The organism is Acidovorax sp. CCYZU-2555 (assembly GCF_018413525.1).
Classification (GTDB): Bacteria; Pseudomonadota; Gammaproteobacteria; order Burkholderiales; family Burkholderiaceae_C; genus Comamonas.
Window position 1 is genome coordinate 1 of record NZ_JAHCDD010000078.1, and the last position, 26,506, is coordinate 26,506.

Genomic DNA, 26,506 nt, shown 5'->3' on the forward strand with positions numbered 1-26,506 from the left:
GGCGCGTCTGCTCTTCCTGCGCGCGCTGCTGCTCGTCGCCCAGCGAACGCACCTGCTGGGCCGCGGTGTCTATGCTGCGGCTGAGCTCGGCGCGGCGCGCCTGCAAGCTGCGCTGCGAGAACGTCGCTTCCTGGGCCTGGCGCTCCAGCGTGCGCAGCTGTTCGCGTGATTCGTTCAGGCGCCGCTCGGCTTCGAGCACGCGGTCGCCGAGCTGGGCGTGGCGCTCCTGGCTGTCGGCGAGCTGCATGTCGAGCTCTTCAAAACGCGCTTCGGCCGACATGCGGCGCTCTTCGATATCGCCCAGCTGGGCCTGGACTTCGTCCAGATCGGCGGTGATCTGCGCATTGCGCGCGCGCGCCTGCTCGGCGAGCTGGCCCAGACGCAGCACTTCGACCTGCAGGCCATGGGCTGCATTCTTGGCTTCGCCCGCGTCGCGGCGCGCGGCGATCAGGCGCTGCGAGGCATCGGCGTAGGCGGTCTCGGCGCGCACCAGCGCCGTGCGCGACTCGTCGCTGATCAGCGCCTGGGCGCGCGTTTCCTTTTCGAGGTGTTCGATTTCCTGGGCGCGCGCGAGCAGACCCGATTGCTCTGAATCCTGGGCGTAAAAACCCACGCTGTGCGCCGTGACCGCATGGCCGCTGGGCGCATAGACCACGTCGCCGGGCTGCAAGGCCGAGCGCCGGTCCAGCGCGGCGTCGAGCGTGGGCGCGGTATAGCAGCCCTGCAGCCAGTCGGCCAGCACCGCCATCAGGCCGGCGTCGCTCACGCGCAGCAGCGAGGCCAGCGGCGCGAGGCCCGTGCTGCTGGCGTGCGGGGCCACGGGTTTGGCATCGGCCGTGCTGTAGAACGCGAGACGAGCGGGCGGCGCGTCCTGCGCGCCCGCGCCCAGAAAGCCGCGCACCATGTCGAGCCGGCCCACGGACAGCGCGCCCATGCGCTCGCGCAGTGCGGCTTCGAGCGCGTTTTCCCAGCCCGGCTCTATGCCCAGGCGGGTCCACAGGCCTTGCATGCCGTCGAGGCCGTGCTTGGCCAGCCAGGGCTGGAGCTTGCCGTCGGTCTTGACCTTTTCCTGCAAGGCCTTGAGAGCCTCCATGCGCGCCGCGAGTTCGGCCTGGCGCGCGCCTTCGGTGTTCACGGCCTGCTGGCGCGTGCGGCGCTCTTCGTCGAGCTGGGGCACGCTGTCCTGCAGTTCGAGCAACTGGGCTTCGGCGATTTCAGCCGTTTCCTGGGCGATTTCAAGCTGGCCGCGCAGGTCGGCAAGCCGCGCTTCGTCGGGAACGGTGAGCGCATTGCGGTCGGCGCGCAGGCGTTCGTCGCGCGCCTGGAACTGGCGCTCCTGCTCGCTGAGGCTGCGCTGTTCGGCGGCCAGCACCTGGATCTGCTGCTGCACCTGCACCACCTGGGCGCGCTGCTCGCTGTCGTTCTTCTGCGCCTGGCGCAAGGCATCTTCGAGATCGGGCAGGCGCTGCGACTGCTCTTCGAGCTGGGCGGCCAGCATTTCGGCCTGCTCTTCGGCGTTCATGCCCGCGCCTTCGAGGTTCTCGATCTCGATCTCGGCGTCTTCGCGCCGGCGCGCCCAGTCGGCGATCTGCTCGGCGAGCTGCGCCAGCCGCTGCTGCACGCGCTGGCGGCCTTCGACCACATAGCGGATTTCGGCCTCGAGCTTGCCGACTTCGGCCGTGGCTTCGTAGAGCTGGCCCTGGGCCTGATTGACGGCGTCGCCCGCGGTGTAATGCGCCTGGCGAATGGTTTCGAGTTCGGCTTCGATATGGCGCAGCTCGGCCATGCGTGCTTCAAGGTCGTTGACCGCCTGCAGGCCTTCGACACGCACCTTGTCCTGTTCGGCCTCGGATTCGGCGCGCTTGAGGAACCACATCTGCTGCTGCTTGAGCGTGACGCTGGCCTGCAGCTTGTTGTACTGGGCCGCGACTTCGGCCTGCTTCTCGAGCTTCTCGAGATTGGCATTGAGCTCGCGCAGGATGTCCTCGACGCGCGTGAGGTTCTCGCGCGTGTCGGACAGCCGGTTTTCGGTCTCGCGCCGGCGTTCCTTGTATTTGGACACGCCCGCGGCTTCCTCGAGGAACAGCCGCAGCTCTTCGGGCCGCGACTCGATGATGCGGCTGATCGTGCCCTGGCCGATGATGGCGTAAGCGCGCGGGCCCAGGCCCGTGCCGAGGAACACGTCCTGCACGTCGCGCCGGCGCACGGGCTGGTTGTTGATGAAATAGCTGCTGTTGCCGTCGCGCGTGAGCACGCGCTTGACGGCGATTTCGCCGTACTGGCCCCACTGGCCGCCCGCGCGGTGGTCGCTGTTGTCGAACACCAGCTCGACGCTGGCGCGGCTGGCCGGCTTGCGGTGCGTGGTGCCATTGAAGATCACGTCCTGCATCGACTCGCCGCGCAGTTCGCTGGCCTTGCTTTCGCCCAGCACCCAGCGCACCGCATCCATGATGTTCGATTTGCCGCAGCCGTTCGGTCCGACCACCCCGACCAACTGACCGGGCAGCAGGAAATTGGTGGGTTCGGCAAATGACTTGAAGCCGGAAAGCTTGATCGAATTAAGGCGCACGGGCGTGTAGCAACATCTTCGTGGAACAGGCCCGCATGATACCGCGCGCGCCCGGGACTTCAGCCCGCGCGCGGCGCGAACGCGATGATCGCCATGCCCGCCAGCGCCACCGCAGCGCCAACCAGGTCCCAGCGCGTGGGCTCAATGCCGTCAACGAGCCACAGCCAGACCAGCGCCATGGCCACATAAACGCCGCCGTAGGCCGCATAGACCCGGCCCGAAGCATCGGGATGCAGCGTCAGCAGCCAGACGAAAACGGCGAGGCTCGCGGCCGCGGGCAGCAGCAGCCACGCGCTATGGCCCTGGCGCAGCCAGAGCCACGGCAGATAGCAGCCGACGATCTCGGCAACGGCCGTGGCGGCGAAAAGGAAAAAAGTCTTGATTTCAGGCACGCCGCAGTATGCCAGCGTTGGCCGGGGCGAAGTTCAGTTCGCTGCAGCTTGCCGCCCGGGCCAGGTGCGCGCCAGGGCTTCGAACTTGGCCATCGGTACCGGCGGGCTCAGCAGATAGCCCTGCCAGGCGTGGCAACCATGGTCGTGCAGGAACATGCGCTGGGCTTCGGTCTCGACGCCTTCGGCGATGACACGCAAGCCCAGGCTCGTGCCCAGCGCGACGATGGTCTTGGCAATAGCTGCGTCGTTCGGGTCGGTGAGCACGTCGCGCACAAAGCTCTGGTCGATCTTGAGCTGGTCCAGCGGCAGGCGCTTGAGATAGGCCAGCGACGAATAGCCGGTGCCGAAGTCATCGAGCGAGAAGCCCACGCCATGCTGCTTGAGCTGCACCATCTTGTCGATGGTGTCGTCGATGTCGGTCAGCAGCAGCCCTTCGGTGAGTTCGAGCTTGAGGCGAGACGGCGGCGCGCCGTTGATCGCCAGCGCCGCGAGCACCTGATCGACGAACTGCGCCTGGTAGAACTGGCGCGGGCTGACATTGACCGCCACCACCAGCGACGCCATCACGGGATCGCGCGACCATTGCGCGAGCTGGGCGCAGGCGGTGTTGAGCACCCATTCGCCCAGCGGCACGATCAGGCCGCTCTCTTCCGCGAGCGGAATGAAGTTTGCGGGGGACACAAAGCCCTGGCTCGGATGGCGCCAGCGCAGCAGACCTTCGGCGCCGATGATGCGTCCGTCTTCGACCTGGGGCTGATAGAACAGTTCGAACTGCTGCTGGGCCAGGCCGGTGCGCAGGTCTTGCTCCAGCGTCGCGCGCTCGCGCACCGCCTGCTGCATGCGTGGATCGAAAAACTGCAAGGTGTCGCGCCCGGCCTTCTTCGCCTGGTACATGGCCAGGTCGGCACGGCGCAGCAGCTCGTCGACGGTGTCGCTCAGGCCCTGGAAGGTGGTCGCGCCCATGCTCACGGTGGCATGGCATTCCTCGCCGTCGTCGAGCACATAGGGCTGGCGCAAGGCCTGCAGGATCGCCTGCCCCACTTCCTGGGCCGCGGCCGCGGCCTGCACCGGGTCCTCGCCCAGGTCTTCGAGCACCACGACGAATTCATCGCCGCCCTGGCGGCCTACGGTATGCGTCACGTCGACGGTGTCGCGCAGCCGCGTCGCGACCTGGCGCAGCAGCGCATCGCCCTGGTCATGGCCGCGGGTTTCGTTCAAGGTCTTGAAATTGTCGACGTCGAGCATCAGCAGCGCGCCCGAGCGCTGGCGGCGCGCGCCCGCACCCAGCGCCTGCTGCAGCCGATCGAGCAGCAGCCGACGGTTGGGCAGCTGGGTCAGCAGGTCATAGAACGCGAGGTAGCGGATTTCTTCCTCGGCGGCCTTGCGCTGGCTCAGATCTTCGAGCGTGATGAGGTACTGCCCGTCCATCGCCACGCCGCCGATTTCCACCGTGCGCTTGGTGCCGTCGCGGCACACGATGTGGTATTCGGTATGCGCGATGTTGCCGTCGAGCGCCCGGGCGCGCATCTTGGCCACGCGCAGCTGCTCGCAGGCCTTGGCGCGCTGGCTCTCGTCGGGATAGGCCAAGGCCCACCACTCGTCGACGGTCAACGCATCCTGCTCGGTATAGCCGCAGGTGAACACGAAGCGATCGTTGCGGTAGATGATTTCATCGGCATCGTTGACGATGGCCAGGCCCACGGGCAGGCGTTGCAGCACCGCGCGCAGGCGCTCTTCATTCTCGCGGTGGTGCTGCTCGAGGCGGCGACGCTCGGTCACGTCCTGCACCACGCCCAGGTTCAGCAGTTGACCGCGCGCGCCCCGGCCTATCGAGGAAGCGGTTTCCTCGACCCATATGATCGATGCATTGCTGCGCAGCAGCCGCAGCTCGGCCTGGTATTCCTGTATCTCTCCGCGACCGAGCCGCTGCATCAGTGAAAAATGCCGGGCGCGATCGCCGGGATGGATGAATTCGCTGAACTTGCGGTCCTGCAAGGCTTCGATGGGCAGGCCGAGAATGCTCGCATAGCGTTCGTTGACCTGCTCGAACGCACCGGTCTCCGCATCGAGCTGGACCACGCCCACCGCGGCCTGGTTGAACAGTGCCTGTATGCGCTGATCGCTGTGAATGGCCGTGGCCAGCGCGCGCTCCTGCGCCCAGGCGTAGCGCCGGCGGCGCATATGCCAGACGGTCGCCACCGCGAACAGCAGGGACACCAGCGCGCCGCCCAGCATCACCAGCCAGGGCAACAGCTGGCGCACCGGCGTTGCCGCGGCGCGCAGCACCACGGCGTCCTTGCCCGCAACGGCGGCAGGCGCGGGCGCGGCACGCGAATCTTCGGTCCTGGGCGACAGCCCCACGCCCTGCGTGATGGCGCTCACGGCACCCACATCCTGCGGCACGCGCATCAGCGCCACACCCAGCCAGGCACTCAGCGACGCTCCCACGACGAACACCACCAAGCCCGGCACAAAAATGCGATGCTTTTTAGACTGGCCTGGAAGGTGAAGGGTCATGAGGACATAAGCGCGCCGTGGGAATCCCGAGGGCTCACAACGTCAAACGATTAGGGAAGCTATGAATCCTATAGCCTGTTGAGCATAGCTGTTTTTTGGCCCGCGCCAGGTCAGTCACCGCGCATTTGCACGCCGTTGTTACATCCGTGCCCAAAGCCGGTGCGCGCGAGCCGGCGCAAATTACGCCAACAGACGCCCGGCCTCGACGGTCAGGCAGCGGTCGCAGCGCGCGGCGATCGCACGGTCATGCGTGACCAGCACCAGCGTGGTGCCGCGCTCGCGGTTCAGGTCGAACATCAGCTGCATGATGGTCTCGCCGGTCGCAAAGTCCAGGCTGCCCGTGGGCTCATCGGCCAGCAGCACGGCCGGCTGCACGACAAAGGCACGCGCCAGCGCCACGCGCTGCTGCTCCCCGCCCGACAGCAGTCGCGGGTAATGTCCCTGACGCTGGCCCAGTCCCACGCGCTCGAGCATTTCGCGGGCGAGCTGGCGTGCACCGGCATGGCCCGCCAGTTCGAGCGGCAGCATCACGTTTTCGAGCGCCGTGAGATTGCCCAGCAACTGGAAGCTCTGGAACACGAAACCCAGCTTTTGCGCGCGCAGGGCCGCGCGGTCGTCTTCGTTCAACGCGAACAGATCCTGGCCTTCGAGGCGGACCGTACCCGACGTCGGGGTATCGAGCCCTGCCAGAATCGACAACAGAGTGCTCTTGCCCGAGCCCGACGCGCCCACGATGGCGACGCTCTCGGCACGCGCGAAGCTCGCGTGAATATCCCGCAGAATGTCGAGTGTCCCCGTGGAATCCGTGACCGACTTGGAAAGATGTTCGATTTCGAGCAGAGGGGGTACAAGAGGTGCGGGCATATCAAACTGAAATGGATACCATGAAATTGAAACCATCCGACCGCGCCATGCGACGCTGGCTGCTGACGGCCTTGGCTGCCACGGCCAGCGGCTGGACCCTTGCCGCAACCGCCGCCGCGCCAGCCCCGGTGGTGCTGGTGGTCGGCGACTCGCTGAGCGCCGAATACGGCCTGGCCCGGGGCCAGGGCTGGGTGGCACTGCTGCAACAAAGACTAGCGAAAAGCATGCCGCAAGCGCGCGTTGTGAATGCCAGCGTGAGCGGCGACACCACAGCGGGCGGCCGCGCCCGACTGACCAGCCTGCTGCAGCAGCACAAGCCCACGGTGGTGGTGATCGAGCTGGGTGGAAACGATGCGCTGCGCGGCCTGCCGCTGCAAGGCACACGCGACAACCTGCAGGCGATGACGCGTGCGAGCCAGGCGGCCGGCGCCAAGGTGCTGCTGCTGGGCATGCAGGTACCGCCCAACTATGGCGGCGCCTACGGCCGAGACTTCGCTGCAGTGTTCCCCGACGTCGCCAAGCAGAGCAAGGCGGCCGTGCTGCCGTTCCTGCTCGCCGGCATCGCCGACGCGCCCGATGCGCCCGATGCGCCCAGCTGGTTCCAGGCCGACCGCATTCATCCCACAGCCAAGGCGCATCCGCGCATGCTGGAGAATGTCTGGCCGCATCTGCAGCCCTTGCTGCGCTGAACGCGCGCGCGGGCGGCGCGCCACAGCACAGGCTGCAGCTGCGCCGCTGCGCGTATCAGTTGCCAGCGCCGGGCGCCGGCACATCAGCCGCCGGTGCAGGATCATCGCCAGGAGCGACATAGGTCGCGCCCGAGTGCTCAGGCACATCGCTCTTGCGTTGTTCCTTGGAGCGCTCTTTTTCCTGCTTCTTCTGCTTCTTGGCGAGCTCGCGTTGCCGTTTTTCGTATCCGTAGTTGGGTGTTGCCAATGTTCTCTTTCGTTGATTTGAAGCTGCGCCTACTGTACCAGCCATCGGGCTGCGCTTCAGGCTGGCGTTGACGGGCCGGGTGCCACGGCGTGCCGATAGGCGTGCCAGCTCGCGCAACCCAGCAAAGGCCCTATCAGCATCAGGCCCGCTCCCCAGGTCTGCCAAAGACTCAGGCCCACCAGCAGCGTGATCAGCCCGCCCCAAAGCAGCAGCACACCGGTGTGGGCCGCGACCACGCGCACGCTGGTGATGCAGGCTGTGAGCGCATCGGTGTCGCGGTCAAGAATCATGGGCAGCGCCACGACCATGGCCGCAAACGCGATGGCCGCAAATGCACCGCCTACCACAAGGTAGACGGCCAGAAATTCCCAGTTTTCGAAACTGAACACGGCCTGCACCACGCCCGCGCTGGTGGGCATGCCGGTGTTGAAGAACACCGCGAACACCACCATCGACGCGCGCCCCCACAGCAGTTCGAGCACGACCAGCACCAATACCAGCATCGCCATGCTGGGAACATGCGCGTCCCAGGCGGTGATAGAAGACCCCAGCGCCGGCACCTGGCCGGCCTCCAGGCGCCGACTCGCGTCGTACAGGCCCATCGCCAGAAACGGCCCGAGCAGCAGGCAGCCGCTCGCCAGCGACATCACATATTCAGGGCGGGTGCGAAACAGCCAGCCGATGAGCAGCGCCATCGCCCAGAAGCAGCTGCCATAGAACAAGGCGATGCCGGGCGCGGCACGCACATCGCGCCAGCCCAGCGCGAGCCAGCGAAAAGGATCGCGCCAGCGCAAGGGCCTGAGCTGGGCCTCGGAAGCCACGACAGGAACCGGTAGCGGTGAAATTTGCATGGCGCTGCATCCTCCTGCAGGCACGTGCGGCCCGGTGGGCCGCGGTGCGCGCTGGCACCACCTTAGCGCGCTGTCGCGCGCCTGCCATCCAGACAATCACCAAGATGGCTGGAAAGCGTCAGCCGAATGCCTTGGCCAGCGCCTGCGCCAGATCTGCGCGCAGATCCTCGACCGCTTCCAGGCCGATGTTGAAGCGCACCACGGTGCCGGGCTGCAGCTGCGGCACGGGCCGCGCGCGCATGGTCTCGATCTCGTAAGGCACGACCAGGCTGACCGGCCCGCCCCAGCTGTAGCCCAGCTTGAACAGGCGCAGGCTGTCGCACAGCACATCGACCTGGGCCTGGCTGTGGCGCGGATCGATGACCACGCTGAACAAGCCCGCGGCCGCGCCCTGCCCGCCGTTGGCCGCGCCGCACAGCTTGGCCCAATGCGCATGGCCCGGCGACTCGGGCAGCGCCGGGTGCAGCACCTGCGCCACGGCGGGCTGCTGCTGCAACCAGCGCGCCAGTTCACGCGCGCCTTGGTCATGGGCGCGGTAGCGCAGCGCAATGCTGGGCAGGGAGCGCAGCACGGTTTCGCTGTCGTTGCCCGAAACGCCGAAGCCCAGGCGCATATGGGTCAGCTTCAGGCGCATGTGCAAGGCCTGGTTGACGGTCATCACGCTGCCCATCAACACGTCGCCGCCGCCGCTCGGGTACTTGGTCAGCGCATGCACGGACACGTCGACGCCCAACCGGTGGCTGCCGTCGCCGTCGAGATCGAAAGGCTTGAAGGCCAGGCCCGCGCCCCAGGTGTTGTCCAGCGCCGAGATAACGCCGCGCTCACGGCACAGCGCCACCAGCGCGGGCAGATCGGGAAACTCCATGCTCACCGAGCCCGGCGCCTCGATCCACACGAGGCGCGTGCGCTTGGTGATGCGCGCGGCCAGGTCTGCCACGTTCATGGGGTCGTAGTACGCATGGGTGATGCCCCATTGCACCAGCTCGGCCTCGGTCAACGACTTGTTCGGGCCGTAGGCGTTGTCGGGAATCAGCACTTCATCGCCGGCCTTGAGCAGCGACAGCGACACGCTGGCAATGGCCGCCAGGCCGCTGGGCACGAGCAGGCATTGTTTGCCGCCTTCGAGCGTGCACAGCCGCTCTTCGAGCTGGTAGGTGGTGGGCGTGCCGTGCAAGCCATAGGTGTAGCTGCTCTTGTCGAGCCAGCGGCGTTCGCGCATCGCGGCGACGTTGGGAAACACCACCGTCGATGCCTTGTGCACAGGAGGCAGCAGCGACACGAAGTCGGCCGGTGGCTGATAGGAATGGTGGACCAGTTCGGTCGTCAGGTCGTATGCGGCTTGTTTCATGGGCCAATGGTAGCGCCACGCGAACCGCTTTCAGACGCAACAAAGCCACCGACAAGAACGGCTAACAAAACCCAGCAAATCGAAGATTTGCGCTTGAGACTAGGTGCGGCGATGCAGGCAGTGCGAATAGCACGGCAAGGCGCCGCAACGACGTCTCAAGGGTTTTGCTGGCCGCTCCAAGCGGTGGCTCCCAGGGACAAGGTCCGATTTTGCGGGTGCCTGGACACGGCCTGCCCGTGTCCGGAGCACCTGAGTTACTTAGGCTGGACAGTCAACATGTTGTTGACTGCAACCACGCCCTTGACACCCTTGGCCAGGTCTTCGGCACGGCTCTTGGCGGTGTCGCTGGGGGCGGTGCCGTTGAGCGTGACGGTGCCGCCCTTGGTGTCGACATTGATCTGCAAAGCGCTCAACTCGGCGTCCTTGACCAGTGCGGCCTTGATTTCGGCCGTGGTGGCGGCATCGCCGACGGCGTCCGCGGCGTTGCCGGCGGCATTGCTGGCCGCGTTGCCCATATTGTTTGCGCCTTCTTCAATGCGTGTACCTGCCGACTTCGCGGCCTCTTCGGCACGCTTTGCGGCATCGCTGGTGGCTTGCTCGGTGCGAGCGACCGCGGAGTCGAGCTGTTGACCCGCGGTCTTGTCTTCGGTCTTGCCGCACGCGGCCAGGCCCAGCGCCAGGGCGCTCACTGCGATGATCGAAAGAATGCGTTGACGTGGCTGAATCATATTGGTTCCCCTTGTGGCAGAGCCTGCCCTGCGTGTTGTTCGTGAGGAAAATGTAACCGGCAGCGCGCAGACCGCCCCGTGGGAGCAAGCCGACGCGGACGTAGGACAGCCGCCCTACTCTGCACCAGCCATCGCGCTGCCGCACAATGCTGCCCATGCCTCAACTTGCCCGCTGGTTTCCGTTTCTCGCCTGGCCCCGCCCCACTTCCGCCCTGTTGCTCGGAGAATTCTGGGCCGGAATGACGGTCGGTCTGATGTTGCTGCCCCAGGGCGTCGCTTACGCCGCCCTCGCTGGCATGCCGCTGGTGACCGGCATCTACGCCTCATTGATCCCCGCGCTGATCGCCGTTCTGTGGAGCGCGTCGCCGCGCCTGGGCGTGGGCCCGACCGCGCTGACCAGCCTGCTCATAGGCGCCTCGCTGCTGGGCATGGCCGAGCCGGGCAGCGCCCACTGGGTCAACCTCGCGGTATGGATCGCGCTGCTCTCGGGTCTGCTGCAGTGCGCGCTCGGTGCCTTGCGCGCGGGCTGGCTGCTCAATCTCGTGACTTCGCCCGTGCTCAACGGCTTCACCCAGGCCGCGGGCATTCTGATTCTCGCGTCCCAACTGCCCGATCTGCTGGGCTTGCGCACCACCTGGAATGCGTTTTTCTACAGCCCCTCGCTGCACCACTTCGACCTGCGCGCCGCGGCCATAGGCCTGGGCAGCGTGGCGCTGCTGCTCACGCTCAAGCGCTGGCGCGCGGGCTTTCCCGCGGCCATGGTGGTGGCAGCTGTGGCCGGCGTGCTCAGCTGGGCCATGGGCTTTGCCGACAGCGGCGGCGATGTGGTGGGCACGCTGCCCGCGGGCCTGCCGTCGCTGCACTGGCCGCAATGGCTGGAAGCCAGCGAGTTCGCGGCACTGATCATGCCGGTGCTGGTGATTTCATTGGTCAGTTTCCTCGAAACCGCGTCCAGCGCCCAGGCGGAACACCAGAACGCGGGCACGCGCTGGAATGAAAACCAGGACTTGCTGGCCCAGGGCATGGCCAAGATCAGCGCCGGGCTGTGCGGCAGCTTCGCGACCAGCGCATCGTTTTCGCGTTCGGCCGTGAACCTCATGGCCGGCGCGCGCACCGGCTGGGCCACGGTCTTCGCCATAGGCTTCGTGTTCATCGTGCTGCTGTGGCTCACACCCGCGCTCTACCATGTGCCCCAATCAGCGCTGGCCGCGATCGTGGTCACGGCCGTTCTCAACCTGATAAAGCCGCAGACCATGTTCCGCCTGTGGCGCATCTCGCGCACCGAAGCCTGCATTGGCCTTGCCACCTGCGCGCTCACGCTGGCCACGGCGCCGCGGCTGTACTGGGGCGTGCTCGCGGGCATCGTGATGGGCCTGTGCCACTTCCTCTACCAGCGGCTGCATCCGCGCATCATCGAAGCCGGGCTGCACGGCGACGGCAGTCTGCGCGACCGCCATCTGTGGCATCTGCCGGCGCTGGCCCAGGGCGTGCTGGTGCTGCGCATGGATGCCGAGCTCGACTTCGCGTCGGCGCGGGCGCTGGAGCAGCGCATCGCCGATCACCTGGGCGCGCACCCCGAATTGCTGCATCTTTGTCTGTTGGCCCAGCCCATCAACCGTATCGATATCACGGGAATCGAGACTTTCAAGCGAATCCGTGGACTGCTGCGCCTGCGTGGTGGCACACTGCATGTCAGTGGACTCAAGCTGCCGGTGGAAAATAGCTTGCAACGCGCGGGCGCATTGGCGCCCGGTACCGATTTGGCGCTGTACCGTACCGACGCAGAAGCGTTGGCGGCGTTACAAACGCTTAGTGCCACGCAGACACCACTGCAGGGCTGATACACTCTCGTAACACTGATTTGCAATTTGTGACCGGTTCCGCGACCTATCAATCTGTCTTCTTGCGCGATCTGCGCTTGTCTACGGCCCACAGCCTGGTAACCCAGTCTGGTGCGCCGGGTCTGGTGCTGCCCAACGAGACTCCCACTCGCTACCTCCAGGCAGTGATTGATGGACTGTGCGACCTTTCACTGCGCGATCCATTGACGGGCCTGGCCAACCGCCGTCACTTTCGCTCCGTGCTCGAGCGCGAAATCGACCGCATGGCCCGGTCGGGCGAAGCCGCACTGCTGCTGATGCTCGACATCGACCACTTCAAGAAAATCAACGACACCCACGGTCACATCGTGGGCGATATGGTCTTGCAATCCGTGGCACGCACCCTGCTCGGCTGTGTGCGCCCCATGGATACGCTGGCACGCTATGGCGGAGAGGAATTCGCCATCGTGCTGCCTTCATGCCAGGCAGCGTTTGGCAGCTCGATTGCCGAGCGCATCCGCCAGGCGGTCGAGTCCACCATCATCAGCGTTTCTCCGGCCCTGGACCTCAGCGTCTCCGTGAGCATTGGCGGCGCCTACGCATTGCAATGGATACGCAGCACCACACAACTGTGGATTGAACGCGCGGACAATCAGCTCTATCAGGCAAAATCCGCTGGCCGAAACCGTATCTGCATCGAAGAGCAACCCGACAGCACCGTGAGTGCAGAAGAAAAAAGCATGTTGTTTGGCCCCCTGTCCATGAATCTTCATCCCGATGAAGCAGATCAATCGAACGTGATCCCGGACTATCCCACGGGCACTACGGACTCGGGCCGTTGAAAGCAGTGCGATGAGCGACGCCGTGCTTCCTTCCCACCCAGCCATTCCGACGACCACTCCGATGGGCGAAGCGGTGCGCACGCGCCCGCAGAATCGCGCCAAGATCATTGCCATCACCAGCGGCAAGGGCGGTGTCGGCAAGACTTTCGTCTCGGCCAATCTGGCCGCCGCACTGACACGCCACGGCCTCAAGGTACTGGTGCTCGACGCCGATCTGGGCCTGGCCAACCTCGACGTGGTGCTGAACCTGTATCCCAAGATCACGCTGCATGACGTGTTCACCGGCAAGGCCGCGCTCGAAGACGCGCTGCTCGCCGGCCCCGGCGGTTTCTCGGTGCTGCTCGCGGGCTCGGGCATGGTCGAATACTCGCACCTCACGCCCGAAATCCGCGCCAAGTTTCTCGAAGTCGTCGAAGCCATGGCGCCGCGCTTCGATATCGTGCTGCTCGACACCGGCGCGGGCATTTCCGACGTCGTGCTGTTTTCCGTCTCCATGGCCGACGAAGTGATGATCGTCGCCACGCCCGAGCCGACTTCACTGACCGACGCCTATGCGGCGATCAAGGTGCTCGCCACACAGCAAAAGCGCCAGCACATGCGCCTGATCATCAACCAGGCGGTGCGCGCCGGCGACGGCCGGGCGATCACCGGGCAGTTGCAGCAGGTGCTCAACCGCTTCGTGACCACGGCCGAAGGCCAGCCCCTGCGGCTGATCCACATGGGCGACATTCCCGCCGACCCGGCGGTGCGCGACTCGGTCATGCGCCGCCAGCTGCTGCTGCAAGCCACTCCAGGCTGTGCGGCAGCGCTGTCCGTTGCACAATTGGCCAACAAGATCAAATCGATGCTGGTGGCCTGAACGGCCGGCACATCGCACCGGCCTGATTCAGGCAGTTACCGTGACCGACATTCTCAATATTTCCTGCTACAAGTTTGTGGCATTGCCCGACGCGCAGGCGCTGCGCGACACCTTGCTGGCGCGCGCGCTGGCCGCCGACCTCAAGGGCACCATCCTGCTGGCCGAGGAAGGCATCAATTTCTTTCTCGCCGGCCCGGCCGCGCAAGTGCATGGCTTTGTCGATGCGCTGCGTGCCGATGAGCGCTTCGCCGATCTCGCCCCCAAGGAGAGCTGGTCCAGCGATGTGCCGTTTCGCAAGATGCTGGTCAAGGTCAAGCGCGAGATCATCCGCATGGATCATCCCGCCATCAAGCCGGCCCACGGCCGCGCGCCTTCGGTCAGCCCCGCGCGGCTGCGCCAGTGGCTGGAACAAGGCCATGACGACGCAGGCCGGCCCGTGGTCACGCTCGACACGCGCAACGACTTCGAAGTCGATGCGGGCGCGTTCGAATCGGCGATCGACTGGCGCATCGCCAAGTTCACCGAATTTCCCGCAGCGCTGCAGTCGCACCAGGCCGAGCTCGAAGGCAAGACCGTGGTCAGCTACTGCACGGGCGGCATACGCTGCGAAAAGGCCGCGATCCTGATGCGCGAGCAAGGCCTCGAGCATGTGTACCAGCTCGAAGGCGGCATCCTCAAATATTTCGAAGAGACCGACGGCGCCCACTACCGCGGCGGCTGCTTCGTGTTCGACGAGCGCCGCGTGCTCGACCCGGCGCTGGACACCGTGCCGACCAGCGAGCTGCCGCCTTCGGCGGGCTAAAAGCCGTTCAGCGTACCGACGGCGCCAGCGGCCGGCGCGCATCGACGCTGAGCCCGCCCGCGCCAAACGCCGCGAATGCCAGCAGGCCGCCAGCCACGGCAACGTTCTTGTAGAACAGCAGTTGCTGCATGCCTGCCTGCTCGGCCGGCAAGGCCCAGAAGTTGTGGAAGAAGAAGCTCGCGACCAGCGTGAAAAAGGCCAGTGCCAGCGCCGCCCAGCGCGTCTGCCAGCCCAGCAGCAACGCCAGTCCACCGACCACCTCGACCAGCAGCGCCAGCGCCACCGCGACCTGCGGCACGGGCACGCCCGCGGACGCGGTATAGGCCACGGTGCCCGCAAAGCCCGTGAGCTTGCCCACGCCCGCGGGAATGAACAGCAGGGCCAGCAGGATTCGGCCCACGAGGGCCAGCGGATTTTGCAGCGAAGTCCACATAGAGATACCTCCCAGAACACTGCGTCGAAGCGAAGGATTCCGCTGCGTGGCGCGGGATCGGACACAAGCGCTCGCCCGTGTCGGATGGACCTCATTAGTCACCAGGCGCCAGGGCCGCGCTTGTCAGCTTTGTTCCATTGATCCAGCCCCTGGCGCAGGCCCGAATCTTTGGTATAACCCCGCCGAACGCCAGGCTGATGCAGTCGATTTGATGGCATCATTCAAATCCTTTGAATAGCCACCCTACTTCATGTCCCGCCCACGCGACGTATTGACTCCCGACAGCCTGGCGATGCTGCAGGTGATCGCCGACACCGGCAGCTTTGCCGCGGCCGCGCGCTCGCTGGGACTTGTGCCCAGCGCGCTGACCTACCGCGTGCGGCATATCGAGGACGCACTCGATGTGCTGCTGTTCGACCGCCGTTCGCGCCAGGCGCAGCCTACCGAAGCGGGCCTCGCGCTGCTGCGCGAAGGCGCGCGCCTGCTGCAAGACATCGACAGCGTCGCCCACCGCGTGCGCCGCGTGGCCACGGGCTGGGAGCCACAACTGACCATAGTCACCGACGGTGCGCTGGCACGCGGGCCGTTGTTCGACCTGGTCGAGGCGTTCTACGCGCTCGCGCCGCCCACGCGGCTCAAGCTGCGCGAAGGCATTCTGAGCGGCACGCTCGAAGTGCTGAGCTCGGGCCGCGCCGACCTGGCCATAGGCGTGGCCGTCAATGCCAGCAATGTCGCGGGCATACAGCTGCAGGAACTGGGCGAACTGGTGTTCTGCCTGGCCATCGCGCCGCACCATCCGCTCGCTCAGCTGCCCGAGCCCATCAGCGATGACACGTTGCTGCAGCACCGCGTGGTGGCCGTCGCCGACTCCGCCTTGCGCGACACCACCAGCATAGGCGTGCTCGACGGCCAGCAGGTGCTGACCGTCGACAGCATGGGCGCCAAGGTCGACGCCATGCAGCGTGGCCTGGGCTACGGCTTCCTGCCCCAGGGCATGCTGCACGAACATGCGGCCAGCGGGCGGCTGGTAGTGCGCTCCGTCGTGCGCCCGGCGCGCACGCTGCGCGCCCACTACGCGTGGACCACCTCGGGCCACGCGAGTCCCGGGCGCGCGCTGCAGTGGTGGCTCGAAAAGCTGTCCCATCCGACCACGCGCGCGGCCTTGCTGGAAAACCATCAGGACCTTTGAGCCCTGCGCACCCCTGCGAAGGGTGTAGAGTCAGTCCACGGTGGAGGCTCAGCGAGACCACAGAATTTGCCTCCCTGTTTTCCGAAAGGCTTGACATGACTGCTACGCGCACGCTCCGCACCCCAGCCCCCGCACCCACTGCCGCGCAGCACCCGCGCCGCGCCCGCCACCGACCGCAAGTCATCGCCATCATCGGCGCGGGCATCGCCGGCCTGGCCTGCGCGCGCACGCTGGTGCAGGCCGGTCACCAGGTCAAAGTCTTCGAACAAGGCGCTGAAGTCGGCGGCCGCATGGCCGTGCATTCGACCTCGCATGGCAGCTTCGACTCCGGCGCGCAATATTTCACCGTGCGCGACCCGCGCTTCGAGCAGGTGCTGGCGCTCAACCCAAAGCTGTGCCGCCCCTGGAGCGCAACCACCATACGCGTTCTCGACAGCGCCGGTCGCGTGGCCACGGCCGTGCCGCCGCCGCGCGAATCCCACTGGGTCGCAACACCCCACATGCAAAGCCTGCCCGCGGACTGGGCCAAGCCGCTGATCGACGCCGGACGCGTGCTCACGCAATGCCGCGTCACCGCGCTGGAACGCGACCGCCTCGACCCCACGCGCTGGCAGCTGCAAACTGAAAATTCGCTCGATTCGACCGAGCAGACCGTGCACGCGGGCTTCGACACCGTGCTGCTGGCCCTGCCCGCGCCCATGGCGCGCGCGCTGCTCGAGCCCACGGGCCTGGCCGACCTGCATTGCCAGACGCTGAGCGAAATCGACATCGCGCCCTGCTGGACGCTGCACCTGACTTTCGCCCAGGCGCAGCAGCCCGGCCTGACGACGCTGGGTCCCCACTGGAATGCGGCGCGCAGCACCCACCACCGCATTGCCTGGCTCGCACGCGAATCGTCCAAGCCCGGACGCTCGTCGACCGAACGCTGGACCGTGCAGGCCAGCCCCGCCTGGTCGCAGGAACACCGCAACGACGACGGCCCGCGCATCCAGGCCAAGCTGCAAAAAGCCTTTGCCGAAATCACCGGCATCCATGCCACGCCCAGCCATGTCAGCAGCCGCTTCTGGCCGCATGCGCAGACCGTCAGCACGCTGGGCCATCCTTTCCTCTGGAACGACAAGACCAACCTGGGCGTCTGCGGCGACTGGTGCCTGGGTGCGCGCGTCGAAGATGCTTTTGTTTCCGGTCTGGAGCTGGCGCTGAAAGTGGCATGACCGGGCGTCTTTCGTCATATATCGGGCGCTTTGCGCCCTCTCCCACGGGCCCGCTGCATGCGGGCTCGCTGGTTGCTGCGCTGGCCAGTTGGCTCGACGCGCGCGCCCACCAGGGTCGCTGGCTGGTACGCATCGAAGACATAGACCCGCCGCGCTGCATGCCCGGCGCCGACGCGCTGATCCTGCAGCAGCTCGCGGCCTGCGGTCTGTTGCCCGACGAGGCGCCGGTCTGGCAATCCCAGCGCGGCAGCTTCTACGGACAGGCCTTGCAGCAATTGCTGGACCGCCAGCTCGCCTACGGCTGCGCCTGTACGCGCCGCGACATTGAAATGGCCTGGGAGCAAATGGGCCTGGAGCGCGAACGGCATATGGAGCGCCCCTACCCCGGCACCTGCCGCGCCGGCCTGCAGGGCCGGCCCGCGCGCGCCTGGCGCTTTGCGACCGAAAAGCAGGCGCTCCTGGCCTTGCCGTTCGACGGTCGCTGTGCGCCCACCTGGAACGCGGCCGATGGCCAACTGCTGTGGCATGACCGCCGGCTGGGCGCGCAGTCACAGGATCTGCCGTGCAGCGTCGGCGACTTCGTGCTGCGCCGCGCCGACGGCCTGTGGGCCTACCAGCTGGCCGTGGTCGTCGATGACGGCCTGCAGCGGGTCAGCCATGTGGTTCGCGGCGAAGACCTGACCGACAACACGCCGCGCCAGATGCTGCTGCAGCAGGCGCTGGGCCTGCCCACGCCGATCTACATGCACACGCCGCTGGTGCGCCGCGCCGATGGCGAAAAGCTGTCGAAGCAGCATGGCGCACGCTCCATCGATGTGTCCACGCCCGAGGCCTGCCGCGCCGCGCTGAACGCCGCCGCCGCCGCGCTGGGGCTGCCCGTGGCCGATTGCACCCACAAATCCCTGGCCGATGTGCAAGCCCTGTGGGTGCAAGCCTGGCGAGCTAACTACAATCACGCCCTGTGACTGAACACCAAACCAATGCGGCCGCTCCCGGCCCCGACGCCCCCCAAGACGCAACGCCCGGCATCGCTCCCGCCGGCGTGGCTTATCCCAAAACCATCAAAAGCTATGTGCTGCGCGCCGGCCGTACCACGACCGGCCAGGCCAAGGCCTTCGCCGAAGTCGGGCCGCAGTTCCTGCTGAACTACCAGGCCGAGCCGCTGGACGCGCCCGCCGCGTACGGCCGCACGGCCCCGCTGATTCTCGAAATCGGCTTCGGCATGGGCGAGGCCACGGCGCATATCGCGCGCGTGCGCCCCGACGACAACTTCCTGTGCTGCGAAGTGCATGAACCCGGCGTGGGCGCGCTGCTCAAGCGCATCAGCGAACAGGACATCAAGAACATCCGCATCCTGCGGCATGACGCGGTCGAAGTCATAGACAACATGCTGCCCGAAGCCAGCATCGACGGCGTGCACATCTTCTTTCCCGATCCCTGGCACAAGAAGAAGCACAACAAGCGCCGCCTGGTGCAATCGCCGCTGATCGCCAAGCTGGCCTCGCGCCTCAAGCCCGGCGGCTACCTGCACTGCGCGACCGACTGGGAGCCCTATGCCGTGCAGATGCTCGAAGTGCTGTCGGCCGAGCCCACGCTGGCCAATACGGCCGAAGGCTACGCGCCCCAGCCCGACTACCGCCCGCTGACCAAGTTCGAGAACCGCGGCATCAAGCTGGGCCACGGCGTCTGGGACCTGGTGTTTCGCAAGAAGTAGTTCGCGCCACCTGCGCTAGTGCGGAAAATGCGCCTGCAGCAGGCTGTTCGCGCATTGGCCCGCGATCTGCGCGGCCTCGGGGCTGCGCTGGAACATGATCTGCGCCAGCGCGCCGTCGTAGAGCAAGGCCAGTTGCCGTGCCAGCGGCGCGCGCCCGGCCAGGTCTTGGGGCAGCTCGGCCAGAAATGTCTCGAGAATGGTCTGCTTGTGCAGCAGCACCACTTCCTTGATGGGCGCTGAATCCTCGTTCTCGGCCAGTGCCAGCAAAAACGCGCAGCCTTTGAACTCCTGGCTGCCGGCCTTGCGCTGCAGGATCTCGAAATAGCGCAGCACGCGTTCGCGCGCGCTGGCCTCGGCGCCGGCGCGCCCCTGCGCCATCGACTGCATCACGGCCTCATGGCGCGACTGCAGATAGGCGACGACCAGATGCTCCTTGCTCGGAAAGTGGCGGTAGAGCGTAGCCTTGGCGATGCCGGCTTCGGCGATCACGCGGTCCACGCCCACGGTCTTCACGCCGTGCTGGTAAAACAGCCGACTCGCGACGGCGACGATGTGCTCGCGCATCAGCCTTCGTAGCCCACCTGGCCCTGGTCGCGCAGCCACAGGCGCACGAGATGGCGCTGCTCATCCACCGTGTCGCCGTTCTGGAACTCGCTGCGCGCATGCGCGATCGCGCGGTTGTTCACGTACTGGATCTGGCCGGCCTGCATGTTGAATTGGCATTGCAGCTCGGGCCTGGCAAACAGCGCCAGCAGCCGCTGCATCGCCTGCTCCAGCACGGGATCGAGCGCTTCATCGCGAATCCGGTAGCCGCCGCGGATGTTGTAGTTCGAAAAGCGCGCGCGCGGCCGGCCGTCGACCACATCGAACACGGGATTGGCCACATAGGGCGCCTCGCCCGGGCCGAACTCGCGGTGCCGGTCCCACCAGATGGGCTGGTAAAGGCGCTCGAGCAGCTCGGGATCTTCGGCACGCAGGATGTTGTGCAGCGTGTGGAAACTGATGACCTTGGACACGCCGCCGCTCTTCGACGGATGCAGGCACAGCAGGCCCACATAGTCAGGCATGGCCGGGTTGAAGCAGTTGTCGTTGTGGAAGTTCAGGTCCAGATTGGTGATGGTCGCGCGAATGCCCGAGCCCGGCACCATCTTGTTGCCCACGCCGGTGTCGAGCACGTCGAACATCATCGTGCCCTGGTAGGTCTGCTCCACGGGACGCGACACCAGGCCCGAGAACAGCCAGTAGGCGCGGGTCAGTTCGGCGTCCGTGAAGCGCGCCACGGGCAAACCATCGAGCACCGCGAACAGCGGGCCGTCGTCGAGGTAATCGCTGCGCAGCCACGCCGCAAAGGCCTGGCTGGCATCGAGCTTCAGCCCTTCGCGGCTCAGCGTGTGCAGCGCGCCCGCATGGCCCGCGGTCGCGCGCACCGCTGCTTCGAGCTCGGCAACGCATTCGGCGGGAAACGCCAGCGTCCAGTCGGCGGGAGAGATCGTGTCGCGCGTCCAGGCGCTGGGGCCTTCAATGGTGTCGGCAACGGCAAAAGTGTTCACAGTCATGGCCGCTCCTCAGTTCTGCGCCAGATCAAGCCGGCCCAGCAGCTTCTTGAACTGCGCCGTTTCCTGGTTGACGAACGACCGGAACTCGTCGGGCGCGCTGCCCTGCGGCACGAAGGCCAGCCCCTGCAGCTGGCGGCGCACATCGGCGTCAGCCAACGCGGCGCGCACTTCGCGGCTCAGGAACTGCTGCACATCGGCGGGAATGCCGGCCGGCGCCATCAGGCCCATCCAGGTCGATTGATCGAAGCCGGCCAGCGTTTCGGCGACCGTGGGCACCTCGGGCAATTGTTCGGCGCGCGTGGGCGTCGTGACCGCAAGGGCCTTTATCTTGCCGGCCTGGATCAGCGGCAGCGCCGAAGGAATGTTGTCGACGCTCAGCAGGATCTGGTCGCCGCCCGCGAGCGCCGTGAGCGCCTGGGTGCTGCCCTTGTAGGGCACATGCACGGCCTTGACGCCCAGACGACCGAGAAAGTCCTCTGCGATCAGTTGCTGGGACGTGCCCGCGCCGTTCGACGAGAACGAGTAGGCGTTGGGCTTGCCCGCGCGCAGCAGCGCGACCAACTCGGCCAGGCTGTTGATCTTGCTCGCTGTGGGCACGAGGATCACCGAAGGCATCTTGATCAGCAGCGAGATCGGCGCGAAGTCGGTGTTGACGTTGAAGTCGGCGCGGTTGCTCAGCGTGGGCAGCACGGCGAACACCGCCTGCGTGCCCAGCAGCAGGCGGTAGGGGTTGCCCGCGCTCTTGCCGACGAACTCGGTGCCGGTCTGGCCCGAGGCGCCGGGCTTGTTGTCGACCACGACCGCCTGGCCCCAGCGCTCGCTGAGCTTGGTAGCCAGGATGCGCGCCAGCAGGTCGGCAGCGCCGCCCGCGGCGTAGGGCACGACGATGGACACCGCGTGCGAGGGATAGGCCGCGGTCGCAGCCGAGGCCTGCGTGGCTCCGGCCAGCAGCAGCGCGGAAGCGGAAAAGCCGAATTGGCGGCGTGTGAGCAAAGACATGTTCGATAGGAATTCAGACAGGGTGGCCCGATCCTAGGGGTGGACAGACCTGTCTGTATCGAACGATTCCGAGGATGATTATTCGGATTCCGAGTAACGCTCCCCGGCTCTCTTACTGCACGGCCTTCTTGCCCGCGCCGCGGTAGCGCTCGAGCCAATGCGCGTATTGCGCGGGCAGCGTCCAGTCGGGGCGCTCCACCTGCAGCGCCTGGGCCAGCACGTACGGATAATGGGGGTTGGCCAGCATCGCGCGGCCTATCATCACCAGCGACATCTGCTGCTCGGCGACCGCGCGTTGCGCGACTTGGGCGTCATCGATGCCCCAGCTCGATGCCACCGGCAGGCCGGCTTCGCGGCTCACGCGCTGGGCGATGGGTGCGAGAAACGCCGGCGTGCCCCAGGGAATCTGCACATCGGGAATCACGAAATTGACGCTGACATTGAGCAGGTCCAGGCCGCCGGCGCGCATCTGCTTGACCAGCTCGATCGACTCGGCCAGCGTTTCCTCGTCCTTGCCGTCGTACTCGATCACGCCGAAACGCGCCGTGAGCGGCAGGTTCTGCGGCCAGACTTCACGCACCGCGGCCAGCGTTTCCAGCAGGAAGCGCGCGCGGTTGTCGAAGCTGCCGCCGTAGGCATCGGTGCGCTGGTTCGAATGCGCCGAGAAGAAGCTTTGCGCCAGATAGCCGTGCGCGAAATGCAGCTCCAGCCACTGGAAGCCGGCATCACGTGCGCGGCGCGCGGCGGCGACGAAATCGGCCTTGACGCGCACGATGTCGGTCAGCGTCATCTCCGTGGGCACGCGTGGCAAACCACCGCCGAAAGCGATGGCCGATGGCGCGATCGGCTGCCAGGCGCCGGCTTCGTCCGCGGGAATATGGTCGTCACCTTCCCAGGGCCGGTTGGCGCTGGCCTTGCGACCCGCATGGCCGATCTGGATGCCTGGCACGGCACCCGCGGCCTTGATCGATGCCGCGATGCGCGCCATGCCTTCGGCCTGGGCGTCATTCCACAGTCCCGTGCACCCGGGCGTGATGCGGCCTTCGGGCGAAACGGCCGTGGCTTCGACGATCACCAGACCCGCGCCGCCGCGCGCGATCGAGGCGTAATGGGTCTGGTGCCAATCGGTGGTGAAGCCATCGACGGCGCTGTATTGGCACATGGGCGGCACGGCGACGCGGTTGCGCAGCGTGACATCCTTGAGGGTGAACGGGGTGAACAATGCGGACATGCTGATTTTCTTCTGGACTGAAAGGGAAATGGAGCGGCGCGAACGGCCGCAAGCCACGGCGTTCGAAACGGCGAACGCTGCAGGCCCACTTAACGAGATTGCGGCGCCGCTGAAATAAATCAAATGCTATAAATTTATGAGCAGCATCAGCGAGCGCGATATCAGCGCCTGTGCGCCGACAGGGCCTCGGGGTCGGCGCAGGACTTCACCAGCAGCTCGCGCAGCCAGCGGTGCGCGGGATCGTTGTGGGTGCGTGCATGCCACACGGCGGTATTGGTGAACCCGGGCACATCAAGCGGCGGCTCGGACACCACCAGCCCGGCCATGCCGGCAACGAGCCGGCTGGGCAGGACGGCGACCATGTCGCTGGCGCGCAGGATGTCGGGCAGGATCAGAAAGGACTTGACCGAGACCGTGACATCGCGCCGCTGGCCCAGCTTCTGGAGCGCATCATCGGTCACGCCATGAAAGCCGCCGCCTTCATACGATCCCAGCGCGTGATCGAGCGCGCAGAACTGCTTGAGCGTGAGCTTGCGCGCGGTCGCCGCGGGGTGGCCTGCGCGCAGCACGCAGACATAGCGTTCCTTGAACAGCACGCGCGCATGCAGATCGGGCGGCGTGTTCTCGGGGCTCAGCAAGGCCAGGCTGATCTGGCCGCGCTCGAGCTGGGTCTGCACCTGCCCGTTCCTCAGCGGAACCAGCGCCACGCGCATGTGCGGCGCCAGGGGCTTGAGCGCCGACAGGAAGGGAACGGCGATCGCGCGCAGTGCGTAGTCGGTTGCGGCGATGGTGAATGTGAGGCGCGCCGTCGTCGGATCGAACACCGGCGGCTGCAACAGCGCATCGATCCCGGCGAGCACCTGCTTGATGGCCGGCGCCAAGTCGAGCGCGCGCTGCGTGGGCACCATGCCGCGCTGGGCACGTGCGAACAGCGGGTCGCCAAAGCTCTCGCGCAAGCGCGTGAGCATACCGCTCATCGCCGGCTGGGTCAGGCCCAGGCGCGCCGCGGCGCGGGTCACATTGCACTCATCCAGCAAGGCGTCCAGCGCCTTGAGCAGGTTGAGGTCCATGCTCCTGATATCTTTCATTCTTATTACCGAGTCGATACAAACCAAACTGGTTTATATCTCAATGGCGCCAGCAACGAAGACGGCCAGGAGAAAAGGCGGGCCTTCAGCCAAACATGCTGGCCAGCACCACCAAGGCCAGCGAAGCCACCGAGGCAATCGAAGTCACCATGGTCAGCGTCTTGAGCGCGCCCTTGGTCGACAAGCCCATCAGCCCCTTGAACATCCAGAAGAAATTGCTGTTGACCTGCACGGCGAACAGCGAGCCCGAGGCGATCGCAAAGCCGATGATCACCGGCGAAATCGCGATCTGCGAGGCCACGGGGCCGATGATGCTGGCCGCCGTCAGCGCCGCCACCGACACCGAGCCAATGGCCACATGCAGCACGGCCGCGATGAACCAGGCCAGCGCGATGCTCAGCAGCACCGGGCCGCCGGCGTCGTGCGAGAACAGCTTGCCCAGTTCCGCGCCCATTCCCGACGCGGTGATGATCGCGCCCAGCGAGCCCCCTACTCCGGTGATCAGCAGGATTTCGCCGCTGGTCTTGAAGCCATCGGTCAAGGCTTCGCTGGTGCGCTCAACACCTATCCAGCGCCGCGCCATCAGATACGCGCCCAGCAGGCCGACGAACAAGGCCAGGTTGGCATTGCCGATGAAGCTGATCACTTCGTTGGAGATGCCCGCGAGCTTGGCGAACGCGCCAAACGCGATCATCAGCAGCGGCACGACTATGGGCGCCGAGGCCAGCAGCAGGCCCGGGCCACCATTGGCGGCCGGTGCCTGCGCATCGCTGGCTTCAGTCTCCAGCATGGCTTCGCTGGCGTCCTCGTCGGTTTCTGGCTTCCAGTAGTTGGTGCGCAGCAGCAGGCTGAACAGCAACGTGGTCAGCAGCGCCGTCGCCAGACCGATGCACAGGCCGCCGATCAGCCATGAACCCAGGCTCACATTCATCTGGCCGGCGATCAGAATCACGGCCAGGCCGGGAACGACAAACACATAGCCCGAGAAGATGCCCGTGCCTATCGCGCCCGCGAGCAGCGGCAGACCATTGCGCTTGAGCAGCGGCGCGGCGGAACGCGCCACGGGCGCGCCCAGCACCACCTGCACGTCGACATAGATGGAGGGAAAGATGGTCGACATCGCGCCGGCCATCGCATAGGGCAGACGCTTGGCGCCCACGGCCGAGACCAGCGCCTGCACCATGCGCCCGAACGCGCCGGTCGCATGCAGCAGCGAGCCTATGACCACGCCAAAGCCTATGAGCAGGCCCACCTTGCCCATGATTTCGCCAAAGCCGGTGGTGATTTCGGTCAACGTGCCGACGAAGCCCACGCCGCTGGCCAGGCCCAGATAGAGCGAGCCCAGTACCAGGGAGATGACCGGTTCCACGCGCAACCAGATGATCAGGCCAATGACCAGCGCTATGGCCAGAACGGTGTGCACAACGACCATGTCGTCTCCTTCGGGAATCAGGTTTCTCTTTTCAGATCAGGGTGCGCCCGCGCCAGGCGCACCCTTGTGGAGCGTTCGCTCAGAGGCGCTCGCTCAAAGGCGTTCGGTCACCCAGGCCTGGACCGAAGCCAGCGCCGCGGGCAAGGCCGCGGCATCGGTGCCGCCGGCCATCGCCATGTCGGGCTTGCCGCCGCCCTTGCCGCCCACTTGCAGCGCTACATGGTTGACCAGCTCGCCGGCCTTGAGCTTGCCAATGCAATCCTTGGTCACGCCCGCGGCCAGCTGCACCTTGTCGCCGTCGACCGCGGCCAGCACGATGACCGCGCTGCCCAGCTTGTCCTTGAGCTTGTCCATGGTGTCGCGCAGGGTCTTGGCGTCGGCGCCTTCGAGGCGCGCGGCCAGCAGCTTCACGCCCTTGATGTCGACGGCCTGGGTCAGCAGTTCGTCGCCCTGGTTCGAAGCCAGCTTGCCCTTGAGCGCGGCGATTTCCTTCTCGAGCGCCTTGATCTGCTCGAGCGCCTGGCCGATGCGGCCGTTGAGTTCGGTGGCCGGGGCCTTGAACGCGGCAGCGGCCTGGCCCACGGTGTCTTCCAGCGACTGCAGATAAGCCAGCGCGTTCACGCCGGTCACGGCTTCGATGCGGCGCACGCCCGCGGCCACGCCGCTTTCGCCCACGACCTTGAACAGGCCGATGTCGCCGGTGCGCTGCACGTGGGTGCCGCCGCACAGTTCACGGCTGCTGCCGATGTCCAGCACGCGCACGGTCTCGCCGTACTTCTCGCCGAACAGCATGGTGGCGCCGGTCTTCTGCGCGCTCTCGATGTCCATCACGCGCGCCTGGGTGTCGCTGTTGGCCAGGATTTCGGCGTTCACGCGACGCTCGATCTCGCGGATCTGCGCGTCGGTGACGGGCGCGTTGTGCGTGAAGTCGAAACGCGTGCGGTCGGCGTTGACCAGGCTGCCCTTTTGCTGCACATGGTCGCCCAGCACTTCGCGCAAGGCCTTGTGCATGATGTGCGTGACCGAGTGGTTGCGCATGGTCGCGGCGCGCACTTCGGTGTTCACTTCGGCCGAAACCGCATCGCCCACCTTGAGGCTGCCCGATTCCAGCGTGCCGTGGTG

25 protein-coding genes are annotated in these 26,506 nt (G+C 66.4%); 9 read left to right on the top strand and 16 right to left on the bottom strand.

The window, feature by feature from the left end; all coding sequences use genetic code 11:
- The 4 genes from smc to KHY18_RS22065 form a co-directional block, all read right to left on the bottom strand.
- Nucleotides 1–2,569, bottom strand: a 2,569-nt coding sequence (gene smc / locus KHY18_RS22050; RefSeq protein WP_213304982.1) for a chromosome segregation protein SMC, incomplete at its 3' end; no start/stop codon positions are given.
- Between the two features lie 59 nt (nucleotides 2,570–2,628).
- Nucleotides 2,629–2,961, bottom strand: coding sequence for a YnfA family protein (locus tag KHY18_RS22055; RefSeq protein ID WP_213304985.1), 333 nt, complete (start codon nucleotides 2,959–2,961; stop codon nucleotides 2,629–2,631).
- Nucleotides 2,962–2,994: 33 nt separating this feature from the next.
- Nucleotides 2,995–5,478, bottom strand: coding sequence for a putative bifunctional diguanylate cyclase/phosphodiesterase (locus KHY18_RS22060; protein WP_213304988.1), 2,484 nt, complete (start codon nucleotides 5,476–5,478; stop codon nucleotides 2,995–2,997).
- Nucleotides 5,479–5,658: 180 nt separating this feature from the next.
- Entirely contained in the window at nucleotides 5,659–6,342 is a 684-nt protein-coding gene (locus tag KHY18_RS22065; RefSeq protein WP_213304991.1) for an ABC transporter ATP-binding protein, read from the bottom strand.
- Nucleotides 6,343–6,362: 20 nt separating this feature from the next.
- Between KHY18_RS22065 and KHY18_RS22070 the strand changes: the two genes are divergently transcribed.
- Complete coding sequence (locus KHY18_RS22070) at nucleotides 6,363–7,031, top strand: arylesterase (RefSeq protein WP_249729303.1); 669 nt, start codon at nucleotides 6,363–6,365, stop codon at nucleotides 7,029–7,031.
- Between the two features lie 55 nt (nucleotides 7,032–7,086).
- Here KHY18_RS22070 and KHY18_RS22075 read toward each other — a convergent pair whose 3' ends face one another.
- The 4 genes from KHY18_RS22075 to KHY18_RS22090 all read right to left on the bottom strand — a co-directional run bounded on the left by KHY18_RS22075 (nucleotide 7,087) and on the right by KHY18_RS22090 (nucleotide 10,205).
- Nucleotides 7,087–7,278: a hypothetical protein gene (locus tag KHY18_RS22075; protein ID WP_213304994.1), complete on the bottom strand. Its 192-nt coding sequence runs from the start codon at nucleotides 7,276–7,278 to the stop codon at nucleotides 7,087–7,089.
- Between the two features lie 56 nt (nucleotides 7,279–7,334).
- A complete protein-coding gene (locus tag KHY18_RS22080; protein ID WP_213304997.1) occupies nucleotides 7,335–8,129 on the bottom strand; it encodes a DUF2189 domain-containing protein in 795 nt (264 codons plus the stop codon).
- Between the two features lie 118 nt (nucleotides 8,130–8,247).
- Nucleotides 8,248–9,477 (bottom strand): PLP-dependent transferase, encoded by a 1,230-nt coding sequence (locus KHY18_RS22085; protein ID WP_213304999.1) that lies wholly within the window; start codon nucleotides 9,475–9,477, stop codon nucleotides 8,248–8,250.
- 254 nt (nucleotides 9,478–9,731) lie between these two features.
- A complete protein-coding gene (locus KHY18_RS22090) occupies nucleotides 9,732–10,205 on the bottom strand; it encodes a BON domain-containing protein (RefSeq protein ID WP_213305001.1) in 474 nt (157 codons plus the stop codon).
- A gap of 146 nt (nucleotides 10,206–10,351) precedes the next feature.
- Between KHY18_RS22090 and KHY18_RS22095 the strand changes: the two genes are divergently transcribed.
- The 4 genes from KHY18_RS22095 to KHY18_RS22110 are packed head-to-tail and all read left to right on the top strand — an operon-like array spanning nucleotide 10,352 to nucleotide 14,528.
- Nucleotides 10,352–12,046, top strand: coding sequence for a SulP family inorganic anion transporter (locus KHY18_RS22095; RefSeq protein ID WP_213305003.1), 1,695 nt, complete (start codon nucleotides 10,352–10,354; stop codon nucleotides 12,044–12,046).
- Between the two features lie 29 nt (nucleotides 12,047–12,075).
- On the top strand, nucleotides 12,076–12,867 hold the full coding sequence (locus KHY18_RS22100; RefSeq protein ID WP_213305045.1) for a GGDEF domain-containing protein: 792 nt from the start codon (nucleotides 12,076–12,078) through the stop codon (nucleotides 12,865–12,867).
- Nucleotides 12,868–12,877: 10 nt separating this feature from the next.
- On the top strand, nucleotides 12,878–13,726 hold the full coding sequence (locus tag KHY18_RS22105; protein ID WP_213305006.1) for a MinD/ParA family protein: 849 nt from the start codon (nucleotides 12,878–12,880) through the stop codon (nucleotides 13,724–13,726).
- A 40-nt stretch (nucleotides 13,727–13,766) separates the two neighbouring features.
- Nucleotides 13,767–14,528 carry a sulfurtransferase gene (locus KHY18_RS22110; protein ID WP_213305008.1) on the top strand — a complete coding sequence of 254 codons (762 nt, stop codon included), beginning with the start codon at nucleotides 13,767–13,769 and terminating at the stop codon, nucleotides 14,526–14,528.
- A 7-nt stretch (nucleotides 14,529–14,535) separates the two neighbouring features.
- On the opposite strand, the gene KHY18_RS22115 is transcribed toward KHY18_RS22110, so the two are convergent.
- Entirely contained in the window at nucleotides 14,536–14,961 is a 426-nt protein-coding gene (locus tag KHY18_RS22115) for a DoxX family protein (protein ID WP_213305010.1), read from the bottom strand.
- A 250-nt stretch (nucleotides 14,962–15,211) separates the two neighbouring features.
- Here KHY18_RS22115 and KHY18_RS22120 point away from each other — a divergent pair, with 250 nt between their 5' ends.
- The 4 genes from KHY18_RS22120 (at nucleotide 15,212) to trmB (ending at nucleotide 19,078) form a co-directional block, all read left to right on the top strand.
- On the top strand, nucleotides 15,212–16,150 hold the full coding sequence (locus KHY18_RS22120) for a LysR family transcriptional regulator (RefSeq protein ID WP_213305013.1): 939 nt from the start codon (nucleotides 15,212–15,214) through the stop codon (nucleotides 16,148–16,150).
- A gap of 95 nt (nucleotides 16,151–16,245) precedes the next feature.
- Nucleotides 16,246–17,364: an NAD(P)/FAD-dependent oxidoreductase gene (locus tag KHY18_RS22125; protein WP_213305016.1), complete on the top strand. Its 1,119-nt coding sequence runs from the start codon at nucleotides 16,246–16,248 to the stop codon at nucleotides 17,362–17,364.
- Nucleotides 17,361–18,329: a tRNA glutamyl-Q(34) synthetase GluQRS gene (gene gluQRS, locus KHY18_RS22130; protein ID WP_213305019.1), complete on the top strand. Its 969-nt coding sequence runs from the start codon at nucleotides 17,361–17,363 to the stop codon at nucleotides 18,327–18,329. The genes KHY18_RS22125 and gluQRS overlap by 4 nt, the downstream gene beginning before the upstream one ends.
- Nucleotides 18,326–19,078 (top strand): tRNA (guanosine(46)-N7)-methyltransferase TrmB, encoded by a 753-nt coding sequence (gene trmB / locus KHY18_RS22135; protein WP_213305022.1) that lies wholly within the window; start codon nucleotides 18,326–18,328, stop codon nucleotides 19,076–19,078. The genes gluQRS and trmB overlap by 4 nt, the downstream gene beginning before the upstream one ends.
- 15 nt (nucleotides 19,079–19,093) lie before the next feature.
- On the opposite strand, the gene KHY18_RS22140 is transcribed toward trmB, so the two are convergent.
- The 7 genes from KHY18_RS22140 to KHY18_RS22170 form a co-directional block, all read right to left on the bottom strand.
- Complete coding sequence (locus KHY18_RS22140; protein ID WP_213305025.1) at nucleotides 19,094–19,642, bottom strand: TetR/AcrR family transcriptional regulator; 549 nt, start codon at nucleotides 19,640–19,642, stop codon at nucleotides 19,094–19,096.
- Entirely contained in the window at nucleotides 19,642–20,634 is a 993-nt protein-coding gene (locus KHY18_RS22145) for a TauD/TfdA family dioxygenase (RefSeq protein ID WP_213305028.1), read from the bottom strand. Before KHY18_RS22145 ends, KHY18_RS22140 begins: the two co-directional genes overlap by 1 nt.
- Before the next feature lie 9 nt (nucleotides 20,635–20,643).
- Nucleotides 20,644–21,633, bottom strand: a complete 990-nt coding sequence (locus KHY18_RS22150; RefSeq protein ID WP_213305031.1) for a Bug family tripartite tricarboxylate transporter substrate binding protein — start codon at nucleotides 21,631–21,633, stop codon at nucleotides 20,644–20,646.
- A gap of 112 nt (nucleotides 21,634–21,745) precedes the next feature.
- Nucleotides 21,746–22,864 carry an NADH:flavin oxidoreductase/NADH oxidase gene (locus KHY18_RS22155; RefSeq protein WP_213305034.1) on the bottom strand — a complete coding sequence of 373 codons (1,119 nt, stop codon included), beginning with the start codon at nucleotides 22,862–22,864 and terminating at the stop codon, nucleotides 21,746–21,748.
- A gap of 161 nt (nucleotides 22,865–23,025) precedes the next feature.
- A complete protein-coding gene (locus KHY18_RS22160) occupies nucleotides 23,026–23,952 on the bottom strand; it encodes a LysR family transcriptional regulator (RefSeq protein ID WP_213305037.1) in 927 nt (308 codons plus the stop codon).
- Nucleotides 23,953–24,037: 85 nt separating this feature from the next.
- Nucleotides 24,038–25,384, bottom strand: a complete 1,347-nt coding sequence (locus KHY18_RS22165; protein WP_213305041.1) for a GntP family permease — start codon at nucleotides 25,382–25,384, stop codon at nucleotides 24,038–24,040.
- Between the two features lie 93 nt (nucleotides 25,385–25,477).
- Nucleotides 25,478–26,506, bottom strand: a 1,029-nt coding sequence (locus KHY18_RS22170; protein ID WP_249729305.1) for a DHHA1 domain-containing protein, incomplete at its 5' end; no start/stop codon positions are given.

Coding starts and splice junctions, on each gene's coding strand:
- KHY18_RS22060 (WP_213304988.1), bottom strand. CDS start 5,478: ATGACCCTTCACCTTCCAGGCCAGTCTAAAAAGCATCGCATTTTTGTG.
- KHY18_RS22065 (WP_213304991.1), bottom strand. CDS start 6,342: ATGCCCGCACCTCTTGTACCCCCTCTGCTCGAAATCGAACATCTTTCC.
- KHY18_RS22070 (WP_249729303.1), top strand. CDS start 6,363: ATGAAATTGAAACCATCCGACCGCGCCATGCGACGCTGGCTGCTGACG.
- KHY18_RS22080 (WP_213304997.1), bottom strand. CDS start 8,129: ATGCAAATTTCACCGCTACCGGTTCCTGTCGTGGCTTCCGAGGCCCAG.
- KHY18_RS22085 (WP_213304999.1), bottom strand. CDS start 9,477: ATGAAACAAGCCGCATACGACCTGACGACCGAACTGGTCCACCATTCC.
- KHY18_RS22090 (WP_213305001.1), bottom strand. CDS start 10,205: ATGATTCAGCCACGTCAACGCATTCTTTCGATCATCGCAGTGAGCGCC.
- KHY18_RS22095 (WP_213305003.1), top strand. CDS start 10,352: ATGCTGCCCATGCCTCAACTTGCCCGCTGGTTTCCGTTTCTCGCCTGG.
- KHY18_RS22105 (WP_213305006.1), top strand. CDS start 12,878: ATGAGCGACGCCGTGCTTCCTTCCCACCCAGCCATTCCGACGACCACT.
- KHY18_RS22115 (WP_213305010.1), bottom strand. CDS start 14,961: ATGTGGACTTCGCTGCAAAATCCGCTGGCCCTCGTGGGCCGAATCCTG.
- KHY18_RS22120 (WP_213305013.1), top strand. CDS start 15,212: ATGTCCCGCCCACGCGACGTATTGACTCCCGACAGCCTGGCGATGCTG.
- KHY18_RS22125 (WP_213305016.1), top strand. CDS start 16,246: ATGACTGCTACGCGCACGCTCCGCACCCCAGCCCCCGCACCCACTGCC.
- gluQRS (WP_213305019.1), top strand. CDS start 17,361: ATGACCGGGCGTCTTTCGTCATATATCGGGCGCTTTGCGCCCTCTCCC.
- KHY18_RS22140 (WP_213305025.1), bottom strand. CDS start 19,642: ATGCGCGAGCACATCGTCGCCGTCGCGAGTCGGCTGTTTTACCAGCAC.
- KHY18_RS22145 (WP_213305028.1), bottom strand. CDS start 20,634: ATGACTGTGAACACTTTTGCCGTTGCCGACACCATTGAAGGCCCCAGC.
- KHY18_RS22150 (WP_213305031.1), bottom strand. CDS start 21,633: ATGTCTTTGCTCACACGCCGCCAATTCGGCTTTTCCGCTTCCGCGCTG.
- KHY18_RS22155 (WP_213305034.1), bottom strand. CDS start 22,864: ATGTCCGCATTGTTCACCCCGTTCACCCTCAAGGATGTCACGCTGCGC.
- KHY18_RS22160 (WP_213305037.1), bottom strand. CDS start 23,952: ATGAAAGATATCAGGAGCATGGACCTCAACCTGCTCAAGGCGCTGGAC.
- KHY18_RS22165 (WP_213305041.1), bottom strand. CDS start 25,384: ATGGTCGTTGTGCACACCGTTCTGGCCATAGCGCTGGTCATTGGCCTG.